We start from the raw sequence: 17,651 nt of genomic DNA, 5'->3' as shown, positions 1-17,651 counted from the left end.
GAAGCACAGCTTTTTCTCACAGACGGTGCTATAGTTGTAAGCGAATACATGAAAAAGGGGGATTCACAGAAATGACAATTGATTGGTCTCATACAGCCGTCTACAATACGATCATGTCTGTTGCAACAGGGATTGCACTTCTTTTGATTCTGCAGTTTGGTAAAAAATTACAAAAAGGAGAAATTGGGTATTTAGATAGCTGGGTTGTCGGCTTCGCTATTCCGGGGATTATTTTGACATTAACCGGCGCTCATATGACGCTTACTTGGCCGCTTTCAAAAATTGGCTTCCCGTTCGACGATATTATTTTTGGCGAACCCGTTCTCGCCTTCGGTATCCTGCTTCTTGCCGCTGCTTACTTGCTTCACCGCCGCAATAGCTTTTATCTGCGAGAAGAAAAACTCGATGTTAAAAACGAGAAATTGATTTCCGAACGTCTCAGCCAAGATTTACCTGGGCTGCTTAAACCGATTTCCTATTTCGGTGCCGCGATGGGACTTGCTTTGATCGCAATTGGTATCGCAGGCGTTACCTTCCAGCTCTTCGCTGCACCTAAAGAAGAACCGATTTCCGGTCTCCTCGCCGACTATCCAATGGTCGAAGCAAGCTTCATTTCCTTGCTCTATGCCATAACCGGTATCGGAGCTACACTTTTCCCGTTCATTCTCAAAAAATCACCACCACTAGGCCTTGTAAAAACGGTCAAAATACTGTGGTTGATTGCTGGAATCATCTTTGTTCTATTCGGCGTGATGAATTACTTTACTCATATCGGTTTGATCGTTCATACAATGAACTAATAAAAGCAGCATCCGGAAGTTTTTCTAAACCTCCGAATGCTGCTTTTTATCAATGTGTAAATCCATATGTTTTTACATCCCCATCATGGAATAAAATATGCGCTTGGTCAAGTTCCTTAATCGCTTCATGCAAATCCGCAACAAACTCGCTCGACATATTGTGTCCGAGATCTGCTCGGCACACGTAGCGCTGAATCACGACCTCTTCCATATCATGCGGAAGCGGATAGGCCGGAACTTGCCAGCCTCGCATTAAAAGACGGTCCGAAAGGTCATAAAGCGTCCATTTAACATGGCTCGTCTCTTTCAGCTTATAGCAAACGATCGGCAAGTTTTCGCCATCATTCAAGACCTCAAACAATCCTGTTTTCCGCAATTCCTCCGCAAGAAACAGTGCCACACTCCTCGTCCGTTCATGAATTTCTCTGTACCCGGCCTTCCCGAACCGAATAAAATTATAATACTGCCCAATAATTTGACTGGCACTGCGTGAAAAATTGATGGCCATTGTCGGCATTTCGCCTCCGAGATAGCTCACCTTGAAAACCAATTCTTGCGGTAAAAATTTGGTGTCCCGAAAAACCACCCAACCGACGCCTGGATAAACCAGTCCGTATTTATGTCCAGAAGTATTAATGGAAACTACATTTTCGAGCCTGAAATCCCATTCGAGCTCGGGATTCGTAAACGGTGCAAACATTCCCCCACTTGCTGCATCCACATGGATCACGAGCTGATGCTCGTGCTGAGCATTATAATCTGCAGCCAAACGGTCTAACGCTTTAATATCATCAAATTTCCCAGTATATGTAATACCCAGTATCCCAACAATTCCGATCGTGTATTCATCCACGAAATCCAAAACCTTTTCTAGATTCAAACTTAAGTGTCTCGGATCAACTGGCACTTCCCGTAACTCAACATCAAAATAGACGGCAAATTTCTCCCAACACACTTGATAACCCGATGAAATCACAAGATTTGGTTTTTGCTTGTTTACATTGATTCCCCTCGCTTCCGCTAAATGACGCCATCTAAACTTGAGTGCCATCCCGCTAAGCATACAAGCCTCACTTGATCCAACCGTTGAGGTTCCGATATAATTTTCCTTCGCATGCCATAGATCCGCTAGAATATTCACACAACGATTTTCAATTTCAGCTGTTTGCGGATATTCCGATTTGTCGATTGCATTTTTTTTCAAGTGTTTCTTCCATCAAACGCCGCGCTTCTGGTTCCATGTATGTCTGGCAAAAAGTAGCTAGGTTTTGCCGGGCATTCCCTTCATCCATCAGCTGGTCTTTTAACAGCTGATAAGCAATTCGTGGTTCGACGGATGTTTCTCCTAGTCGATATTTAGGAATATCGCGGTTTTCTTCTGCTGAACCGAAAATTGGAACCGAGTAGTTTTGGCTAGTTTTCTTATCATTTTCTCCATAAAGCATAAAATCCCCTTCTTTCTATATCTAGCATTCCTTACCCCATTTGTACGTTCTTCCAAACAAAAAAAACCCTCCCAACTAAAGTTGGAACGGTTTTTCACCATACTTATTTCGATTTCTTCGAATAGTTGCCTTTTCCGCCATTTCCGCGACGATCTCTCGAACCGCTGCCAGAACCGCGGCGACCTTTGCCACTATTGTTGCGATCACGGTATCCGCCGCCTTTTCCACCACGATAGTTGCCGCCACCGCCGCCTTTTCCTTTACCGCCGTAACGCGCAGGAAGCGGACGTTCTTCTGTGATATGAACTGGTGTTTGATCCGGTTCTTTTGCAAGCATCTTAAGCATTGCTGCTGCAATATCCGATGCATCATAATTTTCAAGCAGCTCACTTGCCACCGCTTTATAATCAGCTAGATTTTCTTCTGTAATAATTTCAGTGATTTTTTCTGTTGCAACACGCAGTTGTCCAGCAAAAGCTTCATCCCAAGTCGGCGGCTTAAGCGGCTGCATTCTTTTCTTCGTTGTTTGTTCAACAGTACGCAAGTATCCCATTTCGCGCGGTTGGACAAAAGTAATTGCCATGCCTTCTTTTCCTGCACGTCCTGTACGACCGATTCGGTGAACATAACTTTCAGGATCTTGTGGAATATCATAGTTATATACGTGTGTCACACCAGAAATATCAAGTCCACGCGCAGCAACATCAGTTGCTACAAGAACATCAATTTTTCCTTCTTTAAACTTACGCAGTACACTCATCCGTTTCGCTTGTGTCAAGTCACCGTGAATTCCTTCTGCAACATATCCGCGCATATCAAGAGCTCGTGAAAGCTCATCAACACGACGTTTTGTCCGTCCAAATACAATTGCAAGCTCTGGGGATTGTACATCAAGCAAACGGCTTAATACATCAAATTTTTCTTTTTCATGAACTTTAATGAAGAATTGTTCAATTAGAAGAGCCGTCATTTCTTTTGCTTTAATCCGGATGAGTTCTGGATTGTGCATGAAACGTTCACCAATGCGACGAATCGGATCAGGCATTGTCGCTGAAAACAGCAATGTTTGACGCTCATCAGGAACTTCCTTCAAGATTGATTCAATATCGTCAATGAAGCCCATGTTAAGCATTTCATCCGCTTCGTCAAGTACAAGCGTTTCAACATGATCGAGTTTCAACGTACGGCGATTAATATGATCAAGAATTCGTCCTGGTGTACCTACAACAATTTGTGGTTTTTTCTTAAGCGAACGAATTTGACGACTAATATCAGATCCGCCGTAAACTGCAAGCACGCGAACATGCTTGTCATAACTTAATTTGTAAAGTTCTTCTGAAACTTGAATGGCTAACTCACGTGTTGGTGCAATAATTAAGCCTTGCACGTTTTGATTTTTTTGATCAATTTTTTGAATCATCGGCAATCCAAAAGCAGCAGTTTTACCAGTACCAGTTTGTGCTTGCCCGATTAAGTCTTTTCCTTCAAGACCGATCGGAATCGTTTTTTCTTGAATTGGTGTTGCCTCTTCAAACCCCATTCGTTTAACTGATTTTACAATTTTTTCGTCCAGACCAAACTCTGAAAACTTTGTCAATGTCATTTCTCCTTTATTCTTTAAAAGTTTTGGCAGGAGAGCTTTATTCTTCATCATACGCTTTCATAATGAATCTTTAATGACCTAATAAAAAATGAAAATGAATTCGTCACTTTCATTTTATTTGGCTAATAAATTGCAGTTCGCACGCGAACCACTCACCAATGTGCATCTTCCAAAATCGTAATGAAACTCACAATTCCGACGCATAAAATAAAAAAAAGCCCTCATTCTCACTAGGCTAGCTATCAAAACCTAATAAACATCCACTACTCATAATAACATGACTAAGAATTGATTTCAAATTGAAAAGCCGATTTTTAGAATGTTTTTGCGAATAAAAATAAGAAAGCGTATTCAAACATACGGAAATCCACAAAAACTTTAATTTTTTAAAAAATAGAGTTCTATTTATTCAAACGGCAAAAGACTGTTTCATCTTTCTGAAACGCGTTGCACAAACAAGAAAAGCGCTTACATTTTACTTCCCTATCGACTATGATGAACGTGTATTAAAAATCAACGAAGTGAGGAATTACGATGAAACATAGTAAATTGGACAATTTTCCGCAAGACTTTCTTTGGGGAAGCGCCTCAGCTGCATACCAAGTTGAAGGCGCACATGAAGCAGACGGAAAAGGCTCGTCCGTTTGGGATGAATTTGTCAAAGAACCAGGCACAACTTTCAAAAATACAAACGGTAATATCGCTGTCGATCACTATCACCGCTTTCGCGAAGATGTAGCGCTAATGGCCGAGCAAGGCTTGAAGGCTTATCGTTTTTCGATCGCATGGTCGCGTATTATTCCAGATGGAAATGGCGAAGTGAACCAAGCCGGTTTAGATTTTTACAGCGAACTAATTGACGAACTGCTGAAACACAACATTGAACCCGTGGTAACGATTTATCATTGGGACTTGCCGCAAGCCTTGCAAGACGAATACAACGGATTTGAATCACGCCGCATCATAGCTGATTTTACAGCATATGCGAAAGTGCTGTTTGATGCATATAGCGACCGTGTAAAATACTGGGTATCTTTAAATGAGCAAAACGTGTTCATTACTCATGGATACTTGCTTGGCCTTCATCCGCCTGCAGTAAAGGACCGCAAACGAATGCTTCTCGCAAACCATCATGCTAACCTTGCAAATGCTTCAGCCATTGCCACTTTTCGAGAAGGTAATTACCCAGGAATGATCGGTCCAAGTTTTAATTTCGGTCCCGTTTACGCCTATAATTCTGATCCCGAAAATAACATTGCAAAACTGGATACAGAAGAACTGATGGCATACTTCTGGCTTGATGTCTATGCAAAAGGAAGCTATCCGCGAACCGTCCTAAAGCGACTTGTTGAAGAAAATAGGATGGAAAATCCGAGTGAAGCTGACAATGCTCTTTTAGCCTCTGGAAAACCAGACTTTATCGGGCTCAATTACTACCAATCGTCAACCGTAAAAAAAAAGTAGTGACGCTGTTTTAAAAGGGAGTGTCGAGATGAATACCTCCGGCAAAAAAGGTACAAGCAAGCAGCTAGAAATCCCATTTATATCCAAGTTTGTTAAAAATCCATACCTTGAACAAACCAACTGGGATTGGACGATCGACCCAGTCGGCATTCGGCACGCGCTTCGCATTATCGAAAGCCGCTACAACCTTCCCGTTTTGATTACCGAAAACGGACTTGGTGAGTATGATAAGCTTGAAGACGGCGAAATTCATGACGCTTACCGGATTGAATATTTAAAACAACACTTGATTCAAGTACAGGAAGCGATCACAGATGGCGTACGCGTCATAGGTTACTGCTCGTGGAGCTTTACCGATCTGCTTAGCTGGCTGAACGGCTATCAAAAACGCTACGGTTTCGTTTATGTGGATCGAGATGAAACTTCTGAAAAAAACAACTCGCCCGCTATAAAAAAGACAGCTTTTATTGGTATCAGCATGTAATTGACACAAATGGCGCTAGCTTAACAAAAAAGGAGAATGACTAATGGAAACACTTGAACGATTTTTAAATAAATTTATTGGCCCAGTCGCTTCTCGAATGAACCGCAGCAAGTTTTTCAGTGCTCTTGCAGAAGCTTTCATGCGAACAACTCCGATCACACTTGGCGTTGCCCTCTTGATGATTATCGGCAACTTCCCGATTCCTGCTTGGATTAATTTGCTTGCGAAAACAGGATTGACTGCGCATTTCAATGCCGCACTTGGAGCAACAATCAATCTACTTTCCGTCTACGTTGCCTTTAACTTTGCTTACGTCTATGCCAAAAAAGACGGTCGTGATCCGCTTCCTGCTGGCTTGCTTGGGATTGCTTCGTTTTTCCTACTCATGCCGCAATCAATTCAAACTTTTGTACTTGGCAAAAATGTCACCGAATTTCCAGCCAAAGCTCTTATCAAATCCAGTACAAATATCGAAGCTTTTCAAACCCTTTATACAGGAGGTTCCGGTCTCTTCGTTGCCATCTTAGTCGGCTATATTGTTGGCCTCCTGTACTGCTTCCTCGTCAAGAAAAATATTACGATCAAAATGCCAGACTCCGTTCCAAAAAACGTATCAGAATCACTTAGTCCAGCTATACTTTCAGGCATTATCTTGGCCATCTTTTTCATCGTACGAGTTCTTTTCTCTTACACACCGTTTGAAAGTATCTTCACCTTTATTTCCACGCTCGTTCAGCTTCCACTGCAAAACCTGACTGCTTCGCCGATTGCGATCATCCTTATTTTTACAATCGCCAATCTGCTTTGGTTCTTCGGTATCCATCCGAACATGGTTTATGGTGTTGTCATGCCAATGCTGACAGCGAATATGACGGCAAACATGGTAGCTTTTCAGCATCATCAAGAGCTACCGTACCTGGCAATGGCTATTGTTTCTTACGTCTGTGGAAATGGGTTCGGCGGACAAGGCGCGACATATGGACTTGCAATTTCAATGTTCCGAGCCAAATCTGCCCGCTATAAACAGCTCTTGAAACTTGCTGGTCCGCCCGTATTATTCAACATTAACGAACCATTGATATTTGGGATGCCGCTCATGCTGAATCCGTATTTCTTCATTCCGATGGTTATTTCGCCGATTTTGATGGGCGGAACTGCTTGGGCAATGATGTCGTTCCTTGATTTCTCAGCTTACAATCCGCTGATCGCAATGCCCTTTACAACTCCGGCACCAATCGTAATGTTCCTAAAAGGCGGTTTTAATTTCTTGATAGTCTTTATCGTGCTGCTGATTATCAATATCCTGACATGGTATCCGTTCTTTAAAGTTGCAGATCGCAAAGAATATGAAACCGAACAAGAACTTGCCCGCGAAAACACACAAACAGCAGAGGATTAATCCTCTGCTGTTTGCGAATTATAGCAATAAGCAATCAAATATTCAATCAATGCAACCACTGGAATTTGCGAAGACAAATCAAAATTATACGTTAGACGCTGCTTGGCCGTGTAGTAAGATAAATTAATCGTCGAAAGCTTGGCAAGCGTATTTTCCTTTGAATTCGTCATACTAATCACAGTCTTTTGATACGGCTCTAAAAGCCGAACAAGTTCAATCAATTCTCGCGTTTCGCCAGATGTCGAAAAAAGCAGCAGCACATTATTCGGCTCATTGATTTGCCGCCTTAAAATCGGTGCATACGGTTCGTTGGAAGAAATCGCTTTAAAACCGATTGTATTCAATTTACGTGCAGCATAATCCGCTATAATTCCAGACGAACCCATTCCAATACAACAAATCCAATCCGCTTTTAAAAAGGCTTCATTGACACGTCCGATATCTTTATAAATATTTCCGTCAAAAACTTGATCAACAAAAATCCGTTCCAAAAAAAACGTGACCCGTCATACTGCTCTCCATTATTTCACTCACTTCATTTTTAATGTACAGCTGAAAATCATGGTACGCATGAAAACCACATTTTTTTACGAAACGAGTTACCGTAGAAGGCGAACAGGGAATTGCAGCAGCCATCGCGCGTGCCGAGCAGGTCGATGCCTTTTCCGGATATTTAAACACAAAACTCCGCAAAGCTTCATCAGAATCCGATAAATTTCTAATCGTTGCTATTTTTTCAAGCATGTTTAAACCGTCTCCTGTCAAAATTACTCCATTCATTATAGTGGAAATACAAAAAGAAGTAAACCGTTCCAAAAGGAGGGACTACCAATGACTACAAACATTCTCACATTCGATATCGGCGGCACTTTTATCAAATATGGTGTTGTCTGTGGCGGCGAACTTGGGCCCGTCAAAAAAAATTAAAACCCCTCAAACCTTAAACGCTTTTCAGGAAGAACTCGTTAGAATTTACCTAAACCAAATTGATGAAATTGCGGGTGTTGCCGTGTCTATGCCTGGAGTAATTGATGAAGCTTCCGGCTTTGCGCTTCACGGCGGTTCGCTACGCTTTATTCGCAGTCAAAGTGTCCTAGAACTTTACCGCTCCTTTTTTGGAGTGCCCGTTGCCGTGCAAAACGATGCCAAAGCGGCACTTGCCGGAGAAATGTTTTGCGGCAACCTGAAAACCGAACAAAGCGCCGCAATGATCGTCCTTGGAACGGGCGTTGGCGGTGCCGTCATGATCGGTCGAAAAATTCTATCCGGCTTCCACCATTCAGCTGGCGAATTATCGCTCATAAAAACAAGTACAGATTTAGAAACACCTGACTTCCTTGCCGTCAAAAATGGCATTGAAGCCCTTTTGCGGCCCTTCGCCGCCGCAAAACAAATTTCGCTGAATGAGACTTCCGGCGAAGCCTTTTTCGAAGCGATTCAAAATGACGATCCCGATGCCTCGACCATCTTACAAAACTTCACCGATGCGCTTGCTGCACAAATCTGGAACATCCAAGCTATTCTTGACCCTGAAAAAATCGTAATCGGCGGGGGAATAAGCAGTCAATCTGTGTTGCTTGACTATATCCAGAGGAGCCTTAACAAATTGACAACTCCGCTTAAACCGCTCGAAGAATTGCTTGAAACCGTGCAACCGAATGTGACACTTAGTAGCCTTGGGAACAATGCCAACTTGCTTGGTGCTTACCACCACTACTTAAATTTTCAGTCTCACTAAAAAACCGAGCGGCATCCTAGCCCGCTCGGTTTTTTCAAAGTTTCTTTATTCCTTCAAAAAAGCTAACAATTTTTCAAACAAAATTTGATTATCCTTATCCTGACAAATTAAATGTCCGGCTTCTTCCAGCACAAACAGCTCTTTTGCCGCTGGAATCGTATCCATCAAGAAATCAATACTTTGTTTCGGAGGGATAACTGCATCCATACCGCCCTGTGCGATAAAAGTTGGAATTTCAATATGTTCAAAAACAGGTTTAGCTTGTGCAACCATTTTCGCAAGCTGTGCCTTAGATTGCTTTGGGACATCCGTAAACTTCTTAAAATAACGTCCAAATACCGAACTATTTTCTAAGCTGTCATCCTTTACTTCAACAAACAACTGTTCCTTACTTACAACGAGGTTCGGCCAGTCAAGATAATTGACAGATGTACTTAAAAGCGCCAGTTTTTTCACTTCAGGATGATGACGCGTCAGCCATCCTGCGAGAAGCCCGCCCATCGAAAAGCCGATCAAATAAACTTCCTCATCTTCCTTAAGCAATTGCGTCAAAATACTTTCCATGAAAATAATCCAATCTTCATACGTAGCGTTACGAAGATGATGCGGATTATCATGCCCGGGAAGAGTCGGCGTTAATACATCCCAATCCGTATGTGCCCGTAAGTAGTCTGCAAGCGGTTTGATTTCATCCGGCGTGCCCGTATAGCCATGTATACACAAACATGCAACCATTCTGATAGTCAACTCCTGTTTTATAATCAATCAACTGCTATTACCCTATCATAAGTTTTTCTACGACATCTTTCAAGCCCATTCCGTAAGAACCTTTAAAAAGAACCCATTCATTTCCAGTTAGATTATTTAAAAGCGCAGTTTCAAGCTCGTCCTTTGTCTTGAAATAGTGCACGTGCTCCGCGCCGATTTTTGCTGCTGCCGCTTCCACAAAAGCGTGCATTGCTTCCCCATATGCAAATACTTCATCTATACTCCGAGCTTCAAGAACAGCACCTGATTCACGGTGATACCGCTCCGAATCGCTACCGAGCTCAAGCATATCTGCTACTACAGCCACTTTTTTCTGCCCCTTCGCGTCCATATGCATAAAGGTGTTTAAAACCGCTTTTAAAGCGGTTGGGCTGGAATTGTAGGAATCATTTAAAATGCGCGTTCCTCGAGGAGCCTTGAGCCATTCTAACCGATTTTTCGAACGTTCCATTCCCGTAAGTGCCGTAGCTGCCATTTTCACATCAATACCCAGCTCACGCGCTGCAAGCAGCGCTGCCATCGTATTATACACATTATGTTCCCCAATAATCGGTACCACAAGCTCCGTATCTGGATCTAGACTGCTGATAAAGCGAGTCCCTTCAATCTCTGTATGAATTTCAAGCGGATAAATATCCGCATCGCCCGTTTTTCCAAAAGTTTCCGTTTTGACGCCATTTGGCAAATGACGTTCAATCAACACCTCATCTTGTGGATAAATTAAAATGCCATCTTGTTTCAATCCAAGCGTAATTTCAAGTTTCGCCTTCGCAATTTCCTCTCTTGAACCAAGGTATTCAATATGCGCCTCGCCGATATTCGTAATAATCGCCAAGTCTGGCTCCGCGATCCGCGTCAATTTCTCAATTTCATGTCGGTGATTCATTCCCATTTCAAGAATCGCAACCTCAGTATCATCTGGCATCGACAAAATTGTGTACGGAAGCCCAATATGATTATTAAAATTTCCACTTGTCGCGTGCACCTTGTAGCGACTTCCAATGATTGCCCGTGTAATATCCTTCGTCGTTGTTTTCCCGTTGCTCCCAGTAATCGCAATCACTTTCGGCGCTACCTCAGCCAAATATTTTGCAGCAAATGTCTCGAACGCAAGCGCACTATTTTCAACAATCACAAGCGGAATATCGCTTGGCGGATTCGGGATATCGGCTTGCCAAAAACTTGCAGCCGCGCCCCCATCAACAGCTCCCCTAACAAACGAATGCCCATCCCGCGTTTCTCCTACAAATGGAATAAATAAGTCACCGTCTTCAAGCTGACGCGTATCAAAACAAACTCCAGTAATTTCCGTTTCGCCAAACAAAACATCATTCAATGTACCGGAAACGAGTTGTGCGATTTCCAAAAGCGTTTTCTTCAATTTCGTTCCTACTTTCCAGAAAAAAGCAGTTTGAACTGAATCAAACTACTTTTCTTGTATTTAATCTTCTAAGCGATATTTGAGATGGCTTTTCGCTTCATAACGTTCCAGCCCAAGTTCTACCAGCTGTTCAATCAATTTATCATACGGCAAACCGCTTGCTTGCCAAAGAAGTGGATACATGCTGACAGGCGTAAAGCCCGGCATCGTGTTCACTTCATTCAAATAAATTTCATTCTTATCGGTCACAAAGAAATCTGCACGAACAAGACCGCTTGCATCTAGTCCCAAAAAGGCTTGCACTGCATATTCTTTCAATTTATTTTCCACTTCTTCACTAACCTCAGCCGGAATAACAAGCGTCGTATCATTATCTTGGTACTTCGCCTTATAATCATAAAAAACTGCCTTCGAACCCTTCGGAAGAATTTCCCCAGGAACTGAGCAAACTGGCATATCATTTCCAAGTACAGCAAGTTCAATTTCGCGAGCGACAACCCCTTGCTCTACCACCACACGCCGATCATAGAGGAAGGCTTCATCCATAGCCGCATAAAGTCCATCCCGATTTTCGGCTTTACCGATACCGACACTCGAACCCAGATTTGCCGGTTTGACAAACATAGGATATTCAAGCGCAGTTTCCATATCAGCAACCATTTCATCGCGATAGTTGCGCCAGTCAATCGCACGTACTGCTACAGCCGGCAATTGCGGAATCCCCGCATCTGCAAAAACTTTTTTCATCACAATTTTATCCATCGCAGCAGCCGAAGCAAGTACACCGTTCCCTACGTAAGGCACATTCAAAACTTCAAGCAACCCTTGTACGGTTCCATCTTCACCATTTGGACCATGAAGTAATGGAAATACCACTGTATTTTCATGGTTTTCTGTAACTTCTGCTGGACTGATTCCAAAACCAGTTGAAACTTCCTCCACTTTTTCTGCCAATTGAAATTTATCTTCCGCAGAAAAACGCAACTGATCAGCAAACTCTAATTTATGAGTAATTTCTGGGCCTTGAACCCACTCACCGTCATTCGTTATGTAAACGGGCAGAGCTTCAAATTTATTTAAATCAAGTGCATTAATGACAGAAAGCGCTGTTTGAAGCGAAACTTCGTGTTCAGCAGATTTTCCGCCGTAAAGTAAAACTAATTTAGTTTTCATGATATCCCTCCGGATTCTTGCATTTCTGTAGTCTATTTTACCATGTTTCCAGTAGATTAAAAGGAATTTCTATATAAAAATCTGGTTTGAAGAAAAATATGTGCTTTGAACGAAATTCGAACAAAAAAAGAGCGTGGCAAAAACTTTTTTTGGAAGAGACTTTTTTGTCCCACATCAAAACTGCTTTTGCCGCGCTCTTTTCATTAAGCACCAGAAGTTAATTTCAAACCAACTACACCAGCCACAATCATTGCAATAAAGAAAATTTTCATGACACTTTTCTTTTCTTTAAAGAAAAACATGCCCATCAGAACACTTCCAACCGCCCCTATTCCTGTCCAAATCGCGTAACCTGTTCCAATCGGGATCGTTTTAAGCGCATGTGATAATAAGAAGAAACTACAGGCCATAAATAAAATCGTAATGATTGAATAGCCTAACTTTTTAAACCCATGAGACAGCTTCATTGTGACAACGAAACTCATTTCACAAAGACCAGCAATAATCAAATATACCCAAGCCATTAGCTTTCCCCTTCCTTTCCATCATCTGCAAGTTTCAATCCAATAATTCCTGAAACCAGTACAATAAGTGAGATAATTTTAAATAAGCCTGCCGGTTCATGTAAAAATACTATTCCGACAACAGCGGTTCCTGCCGCTCCAATTCCAGTAAAAACAGCATAGGCCGTTCCAATTGGGATAGCCTTCATTGCTTTTGCGAACAAACCAAAACTAATAATCAAGAAAACGATTGTAAGCAAACTGTAACTGTGAATAGTGAAACCATGCGATTCTTTTAAACCAAATGCCCAGACGATTTCTGAAAGTCCGGCCAAAACTAAATAAAACCAAGCCATTGTCATCTTCTCCTTTATTTTAGTAGTAAAACTAATGTTTCAAAAGCTGAATTTCTTCTTTTTTCAAATTCAGCTAGATCGTAGAGATCGTGTTCAATTCCAAGGCCATCAAGTAAAGCGTAAAACACATTAATCCAGCGTGTTTTTTTTTGTCTCGTCTTGCGTTACTTCATCGAGCAACGTACCAATCTTATCAAATGTCAATTGCTCATAATTTTTCATTTCCTCGATCATTTTTTCTTTCAGCGAAACGGGTGGATAATAGATTGACCTCTGAAAGAAACGCCGGATTTCAGGATTTTTCTCAAAATCAGTTGCTTCATAAAAAAAAGCTTTTAAATAATCTTCAGTTGTATCGTAGTCTTCCCGCTTCTTGTGTTTTAAATTCGCTAATTCAGTCTGAATGACTTCCCGATATATCGTCAGGTAGAGAGCCTCTTTTGATTCAAAATGTGCATAGATTGAAGGGGTTTTGATTCCCGCTTGTTTCGCAATTTCAGATAAAGCTGTTCCATCGTAGCCTTTCTCAGAAAACAAAATCAATGCCGCTTGTTTCAAGCTTTCTTTAGACATCTAATGACCTCCTCAGATCAATTAACTAACGTTCGTTAGGTTAAATATAACAAAAAATAGATCAAATGTAAAGCCTTTTTTGATCTATTTCTCAATGTATATCCACCCAGATTGTTTTAAATCATAAATAAGTTCGGCAACAACCTTACGATAGTCTAAATCTTCCAATGAAATTTCAAGTTCCGACATGTCTTCTTCGAGATCAATACCGATTGGAACTTTAATTTGAGTGCGTGTTTTCTCAGCATGAGCAAAAGCGATGCATGCACCTTCTTTAAAATAAGGAGCCAACTTCTTTAAAAGATCACTTGGCGGTGCAACAACTGCTTTTTTACGATTCAGAGACAAAAATGATTTTTCGTTAATCAATTCTTCTGTTTTTCTTGCAATCGTCTGTCCTAGCACTGTATAGAAATGATTCATATTACGATAATAAACTTTATTATAGCGTCCGTCTTTTTTTGTTAAATAGACAAAGTTATTTTGAAGCTTATAATAAAACGGCGATCGTAAATGTCTCCCAGTGTGCGCCAGATAAAGCAATTCTGCCACTTCTTGAGGAGACAGCTGATTCACAAGCTCAAGATCTTCAAAATCAATCCAACAAAAAATTTTGAAATTTAATAAGTGGTGCATTTCGAAGCATTTTTTAAATCGCTCGAGTCCAAGTAGTGAAATGCTGTGTGCGCATTATAAGATGTGTCCTTGAATTTATGCTTGATTAATAAAATATTATCTGGCGGAGCTGGAACTCCTTGCATAAAATCGCAAAAAGTAATGCCGCTCGTCACGACATTATTAATCACGCTATCCATATGAATGTAGATCGACTTTTGATTTAATGGTTCTCTTTTCATCAACTCTGCCTCATTTTTCTCACAAATTTTGCTTTAAAATGCTATATATTTTATCATACACCATTTTGTACTGAATTGTATAACAATAAAATCAAAACTTAATTACTTTCTGATGACAAGCAAAACAAAAGGCCTCAGAGGCAATTTGCTCCCTCAGAGACCCTTTGTTTTATTAACGCAGACTAAGCTCCACTTTCGGCATTGGCTTAACCTGAAGTTTTTGCCAAATCTCCTTGCGCGACTTTGTCTTTTCAACAGTAATTCCTTCCAACTTGAGATTTTGAATAACCTTATCCATCTCATTTCGGTTTTCCTTCATCTTCTCAATCACTCCGTTTCAAGAAATTAGTTTTCATTCAATTGTTGAAGCGTTTTCTCTCTTTACACTTACTTTAACATAAAACTTACTATAAAAATACCTTTTTTTAACATATTATTTGATTAATCTTGATTAAATAACTCAGAATAAAGAAAACCCTTACTTTTGATCAAAAATCAATTAAACATACAAAAAAAACCTGCTTTCTAAAACAGGTCAAATTTTATAGCACTTTATCTAAAAAGCTCTTTGTTCGTTCATGAGTTGGACGGTCAAAAATTTCATCTGGCGTCCCGTCTTCAACAATGTAGCCGCCATCCATAAAGATTACACGATCCCCAACCTCACGAGCAAATCCCATTTCATGTGTGACAACAAGCATTGTCATTCCTTCTTTTACAAGATCTTTCATTACATTCAAGACCTCTCCTACCATTTCAGGATCAAGAGCAGATGTTGGTTCGTCAAATAACATGATATCTGGTCCCATTGCAAGCGCCCTCGCAATAGCAACACGTTGCTTTTGTCCGCCCGAAAGTTCACTTGGATAGCTGTCGGCCTTTTCTTTCAATCCCACTCGATCAAGAAGTTTTATTCCAAGTTCACGAGCTTCCTCTTTTGAGCGCTTTTTTAGTTCGACCGGAGCAAATATAATGTTTTCAAGCACCGTTTTGTGTGGAAAGAGATTAAAGTGTTGGAAGACCATTCCAATATTTTCCCTAACCTTGTTGATGTTGGTTTTTTTGTCTGTTAAATTGTAGTCGTCAACAATTACTTCACCGGCGGTAATCTCCTCGAGCTGATTTAAGCATCGCAAAAACGTACTTTTCCCAGAGCCGGACGGACCGATCAGACAGACGACTTCGCCTTCTGAAACCTCTAGATTTATGTCTTTAAGCACTTCATTTGTGCCAAAATTTTTCTTGAGATTTGCTACTTTTAATTTTGTCATTTGCCGAGTCTCCTTTCAAGGACATTCGAAAGTTTTGTAAGTGCTGTGATAACAATCAGGTACATAATCGCAACAACTAGCCAAATGCCGGATGTTTCAAAGGTACGAGCAATGATGATTTTTCCAGATTGTGTGAGCTCTACAATCCCAATGATGCTCATGATTGATGTATCTTTTAGCGTAATAACAAACTGGTTGATAAATGACGGAACCATCACCCGGACAGCTTGTGGTAAAATAATTTTCAGCATTGAAGTGCCATACGGGAGACCTAGCGAGCGCGCCGCTTCCATCTGCCCTTTATCGATCGCAAGGATACCTCCTCGGATGATTTCAGTGATATAGGCTCCTGCATTAAGACTGAGCGTGATAACTGCCGCCACACTTGGATCCATTCGGAAATTGAATGCTTGCGGAATACCAAAGTAGATGAAAAAGGCTAAAACAATTAGTGGAATACCTCGGAAAACATCTACATAAACGGTTGCGATTCCTCGGAGCCACTTACTGCGGCTTACTTTAAGGAACCCGAACAAAAGTCCGAGAATTGCTGCAAAGACGAGAGAGATCACAGTCAGTTTGATCGTATTCCAAAGTCCAAGAAGGAGTGATGGCATACTCGCCATTAGTGTATCCCAAAATGTATCTGCCTTCGTATCTGAACCAATATACTCGTCTAAGATTTTTTCATATTCACCGCTGTTTTTGATATTGACAAGACCTTTATTAAATGCCTCGCGTAGCTCTTTATTTTCACCTTTTTTAACCGCGAAACCGTACTGACCTCCACTTTCTTTTTCAGTTACGATTTTTAACCCATTTCCTTGTTTCACACCATATGCTAAAACAGGATAGTCATCGAAACAAGCCGCTGAGTTTCCGCCTTTTACATCTTCATACATGCTCGCAGAATCATCAAACGGAACTAGTGTATAGCCATATTTATCCTTATTTTTTTCAGCAAATGCATAGCCTTCTGTTCCTGTTTTTACAGCCACTTTTTTACCTTTTAAGTCTTCATATGATTTAATGCTGTTATTATCTTTTTTAATCGCCATAACAACACCTGAATCAAAATAAGGCTCTGAAAAGTCAAACTTGTTTTTACGTTCATCCGTAATACTCATACCGGCGATTACGCCATCAACTTGTCCACCCTCAAGTGCTTGAACAGCTGCATTGAAACCCATTGGTTTGACTGTATATGTAAAGCCTTGATCTTTCGCTATTGCTTTTAAGATATCCATATCGATACCGATTAAATCACCCTTACTGTTCTGGAACTCAAACGGTGCAAAAGTTTCGTCTGTCGCTATTTCATAATGCTTTGCTGCTGCGTTTACAGGCGAACTGAAACTGCCTAACAAAATCGCAGCGAGCACAAGTAATGGTACTAAAAATTTAAATTGTTTCACTATTCTCTCCCCTGTTCTATCTAGAAAAATTACATTGTGAGTTTCAAAAACTTCACCTTTAGCATTTTACCATAAGGCAAGGTTATTGACCATAATTATTTACGATAAGTTTTTGCAACCGCTTGCGAATGCCTATTTTAAAGTAGAAAAAAACAGCTACCGAAGTAACTGTCAAAAAATGGCGATTATTCATCGCTTCCACTGAATATGGGTTTTGATAGCTTTTTTTGAAATTGATTTTTTTCTGTCTGAACTTGAAATAAACGGCGCCCAGTAAAGTTTTCTTCTTCAATCAATTGTCCGAGAAAAGTATCCAAATATTTTTTGGCTTCTGTATAAAAGGCTTTTTGCTTCTCCTCATAAGCTTTATCAATCCGTTCAGCAATCACTTTTGATGAGAGTAGCGTTCTCTACTTCAACT

Annotated in this window: 15 protein-coding genes and 4 pseudogenes; 4 read left to right on the top strand and 15 right to left on the bottom strand. The window is 40.9% G+C overall.

Annotation, left to right across the window (positions count from 1 at the left end; translation table 11 throughout):
• Window positions 1-71: 71 nt before the first annotated feature.
• Window positions 72-800, top strand: a complete 729-nt coding sequence (locus MFLO_RS08900) for a DUF981 family protein (protein WP_051993576.1) — start codon at window positions 72-74, stop codon at window positions 798-800.
• A gap of 49 nt (window positions 801-849) precedes the next feature.
• Here MFLO_RS08900 and gad read toward each other — a convergent pair.
• Together gad and cshA are read right to left on the bottom strand one after the other, a co-directional pair.
• Window positions 850-2,245 (bottom strand): annotated as a pseudogene (gad, locus tag MFLO_RS08895) (glutamate decarboxylase).
• Between the two features lie 103 nt (window positions 2,246-2,348).
• Window positions 2,349-3,842, bottom strand: coding sequence for a degradosome RNA helicase CshA (cshA, locus tag MFLO_RS08890; protein WP_036097594.1), 1,494 nt, complete (start codon window positions 3,840-3,842; stop codon window positions 2,349-2,351).
• Between the two features lie 540 nt (window positions 3,843-4,382).
• On the opposite strand from cshA, the pseudogene MFLO_RS08885 reads away from it, so the two are divergent.
• Both MFLO_RS08885 and MFLO_RS08880 read left to right on the top strand, forming a co-directional pair.
• Window positions 4,383-5,840, top strand: a pseudogene (locus MFLO_RS08885) (glycoside hydrolase family 1 protein).
• Window positions 5,840-7,195 carry a PTS sugar transporter subunit IIC gene (locus MFLO_RS08880; RefSeq protein WP_036097593.1) on the top strand — a complete coding sequence of 452 codons (1,356 nt, stop codon included), beginning with the start codon at window positions 5,840-5,842 and terminating at the stop codon, window positions 7,193-7,195. The pseudogene MFLO_RS08885 and the gene MFLO_RS08880 overlap by 1 nt, the downstream one beginning before the upstream one ends.
• Here MFLO_RS08880 and MFLO_RS08875 read toward each other — a convergent pair.
• Together MFLO_RS08875 and MFLO_RS16025 are read right to left on the bottom strand one after the other, a co-directional pair.
• Window positions 7,192-7,686 (bottom strand): SIS domain-containing protein, encoded by a 495-nt coding sequence (locus tag MFLO_RS08875; RefSeq protein ID WP_206538327.1) that lies wholly within the window; start codon window positions 7,684-7,686, stop codon window positions 7,192-7,194. The two genes, MFLO_RS08880 and MFLO_RS08875, sit on opposite strands and share 4 nt — an antisense overlap.
• A complete protein-coding gene (locus MFLO_RS16025) occupies window positions 7,667-7,939 on the bottom strand; it encodes a MurR/RpiR family transcriptional regulator (protein WP_206538326.1) in 273 nt (90 codons plus the stop codon). Before MFLO_RS16025 ends, MFLO_RS08875 begins: the two co-directional genes overlap by 20 nt.
• A 160-nt stretch (window positions 7,940-8,099) precedes the next feature.
• Between MFLO_RS16025 and MFLO_RS08870 the strand changes: the two genes are divergently transcribed.
• Complete coding sequence (locus tag MFLO_RS08870) at window positions 8,100-8,933, top strand: ROK family protein (RefSeq protein WP_162148152.1); 834 nt, start codon at window positions 8,100-8,102, stop codon at window positions 8,931-8,933.
• A 45-nt stretch (window positions 8,934-8,978) separates the two neighbouring features.
• Here the strand turns inward: MFLO_RS08870 and MFLO_RS08865 are convergent, their stop codons facing one another.
• The 11 genes and pseudogenes from MFLO_RS08865 to MFLO_RS16020 form a co-directional block, all read right to left on the bottom strand.
• Window positions 8,979-9,668 carry an alpha/beta hydrolase gene (locus MFLO_RS08865; protein WP_036097592.1) on the bottom strand — a complete coding sequence of 230 codons (690 nt, stop codon included), beginning with the start codon at window positions 9,666-9,668 and terminating at the stop codon, window positions 8,979-8,981.
• A 40-nt stretch (window positions 9,669-9,708) separates the two neighbouring features.
• On the bottom strand, window positions 9,709-11,082 hold the full coding sequence (locus MFLO_RS08860; RefSeq protein WP_036097591.1) for a UDP-N-acetylmuramoyl-tripeptide--D-alanyl-D-alanine ligase: 1,374 nt from the start codon (window positions 11,080-11,082) through the stop codon (window positions 9,709-9,711).
• Between the two features lie 60 nt (window positions 11,083-11,142).
• Complete coding sequence (locus MFLO_RS08855; protein WP_036097589.1) at window positions 11,143-12,255, bottom strand: D-alanine--D-alanine ligase; 1,113 nt, start codon at window positions 12,253-12,255, stop codon at window positions 11,143-11,145.
• Between the two features lie 203 nt (window positions 12,256-12,458).
• Entirely contained in the window at window positions 12,459-12,779 is a 321-nt protein-coding gene (locus tag MFLO_RS08850; protein ID WP_036097588.1) for a DMT family transporter, read from the bottom strand.
• A complete protein-coding gene (locus MFLO_RS08845; protein ID WP_036097587.1) occupies window positions 12,779-13,114 on the bottom strand; it encodes a DMT family transporter in 336 nt (111 codons plus the stop codon). The genes MFLO_RS08850 and MFLO_RS08845 overlap by 1 nt, the downstream gene beginning before the upstream one ends.
• A gap of 14 nt (window positions 13,115-13,128) precedes the next feature.
• Window positions 13,129-13,687 (bottom strand): annotated as a pseudogene (locus tag MFLO_RS08840) (TetR/AcrR family transcriptional regulator).
• An 84-nt stretch (window positions 13,688-13,771) separates the two neighbouring features.
• Window positions 13,772-14,544, bottom strand: a pseudogene (locus tag MFLO_RS08835) (hypothetical protein).
• A gap of 172 nt (window positions 14,545-14,716) precedes the next feature.
• The gene (locus MFLO_RS15840) at window positions 14,717-14,863 is read right to left on the bottom strand and encodes an Lmo0850 family protein (RefSeq protein WP_173400578.1); all 147 of its coding nucleotides are present in this window, start codon (window positions 14,861-14,863) and stop codon (window positions 14,717-14,719) included.
• 223 nt (window positions 14,864-15,086) lie between these two features.
• A complete protein-coding gene (locus MFLO_RS08830; protein WP_036097585.1) occupies window positions 15,087-15,815 on the bottom strand; it encodes an amino acid ABC transporter ATP-binding protein in 729 nt (242 codons plus the stop codon).
• Window positions 15,812-17,197, bottom strand: a complete 1,386-nt coding sequence (locus MFLO_RS08825; RefSeq protein WP_241433603.1) for an amino acid ABC transporter substrate-binding protein/permease — start codon at window positions 17,195-17,197, stop codon at window positions 15,812-15,814. Before MFLO_RS08825 ends, MFLO_RS08830 begins: the two co-directional genes overlap by 4 nt.
• A 218-nt stretch (window positions 17,198-17,415) precedes the next feature.
• Complete coding sequence (locus MFLO_RS16020) at window positions 17,416-17,619, bottom strand: hypothetical protein (protein WP_036097583.1); 204 nt, start codon at window positions 17,617-17,619, stop codon at window positions 17,416-17,418.
• Between the last annotated feature and the right edge of the window lie 32 nt (window positions 17,620-17,651).

The organism is Listeria floridensis FSL S10-1187 (assembly GCF_000525875.1).
Taxonomy (GTDB): Bacteria; Bacillota; Bacilli; order Lactobacillales; family Listeriaceae; genus Listeria; species Listeria floridensis.
This window is presented reverse-complemented; position numbering and strand designations above follow the sequence as displayed.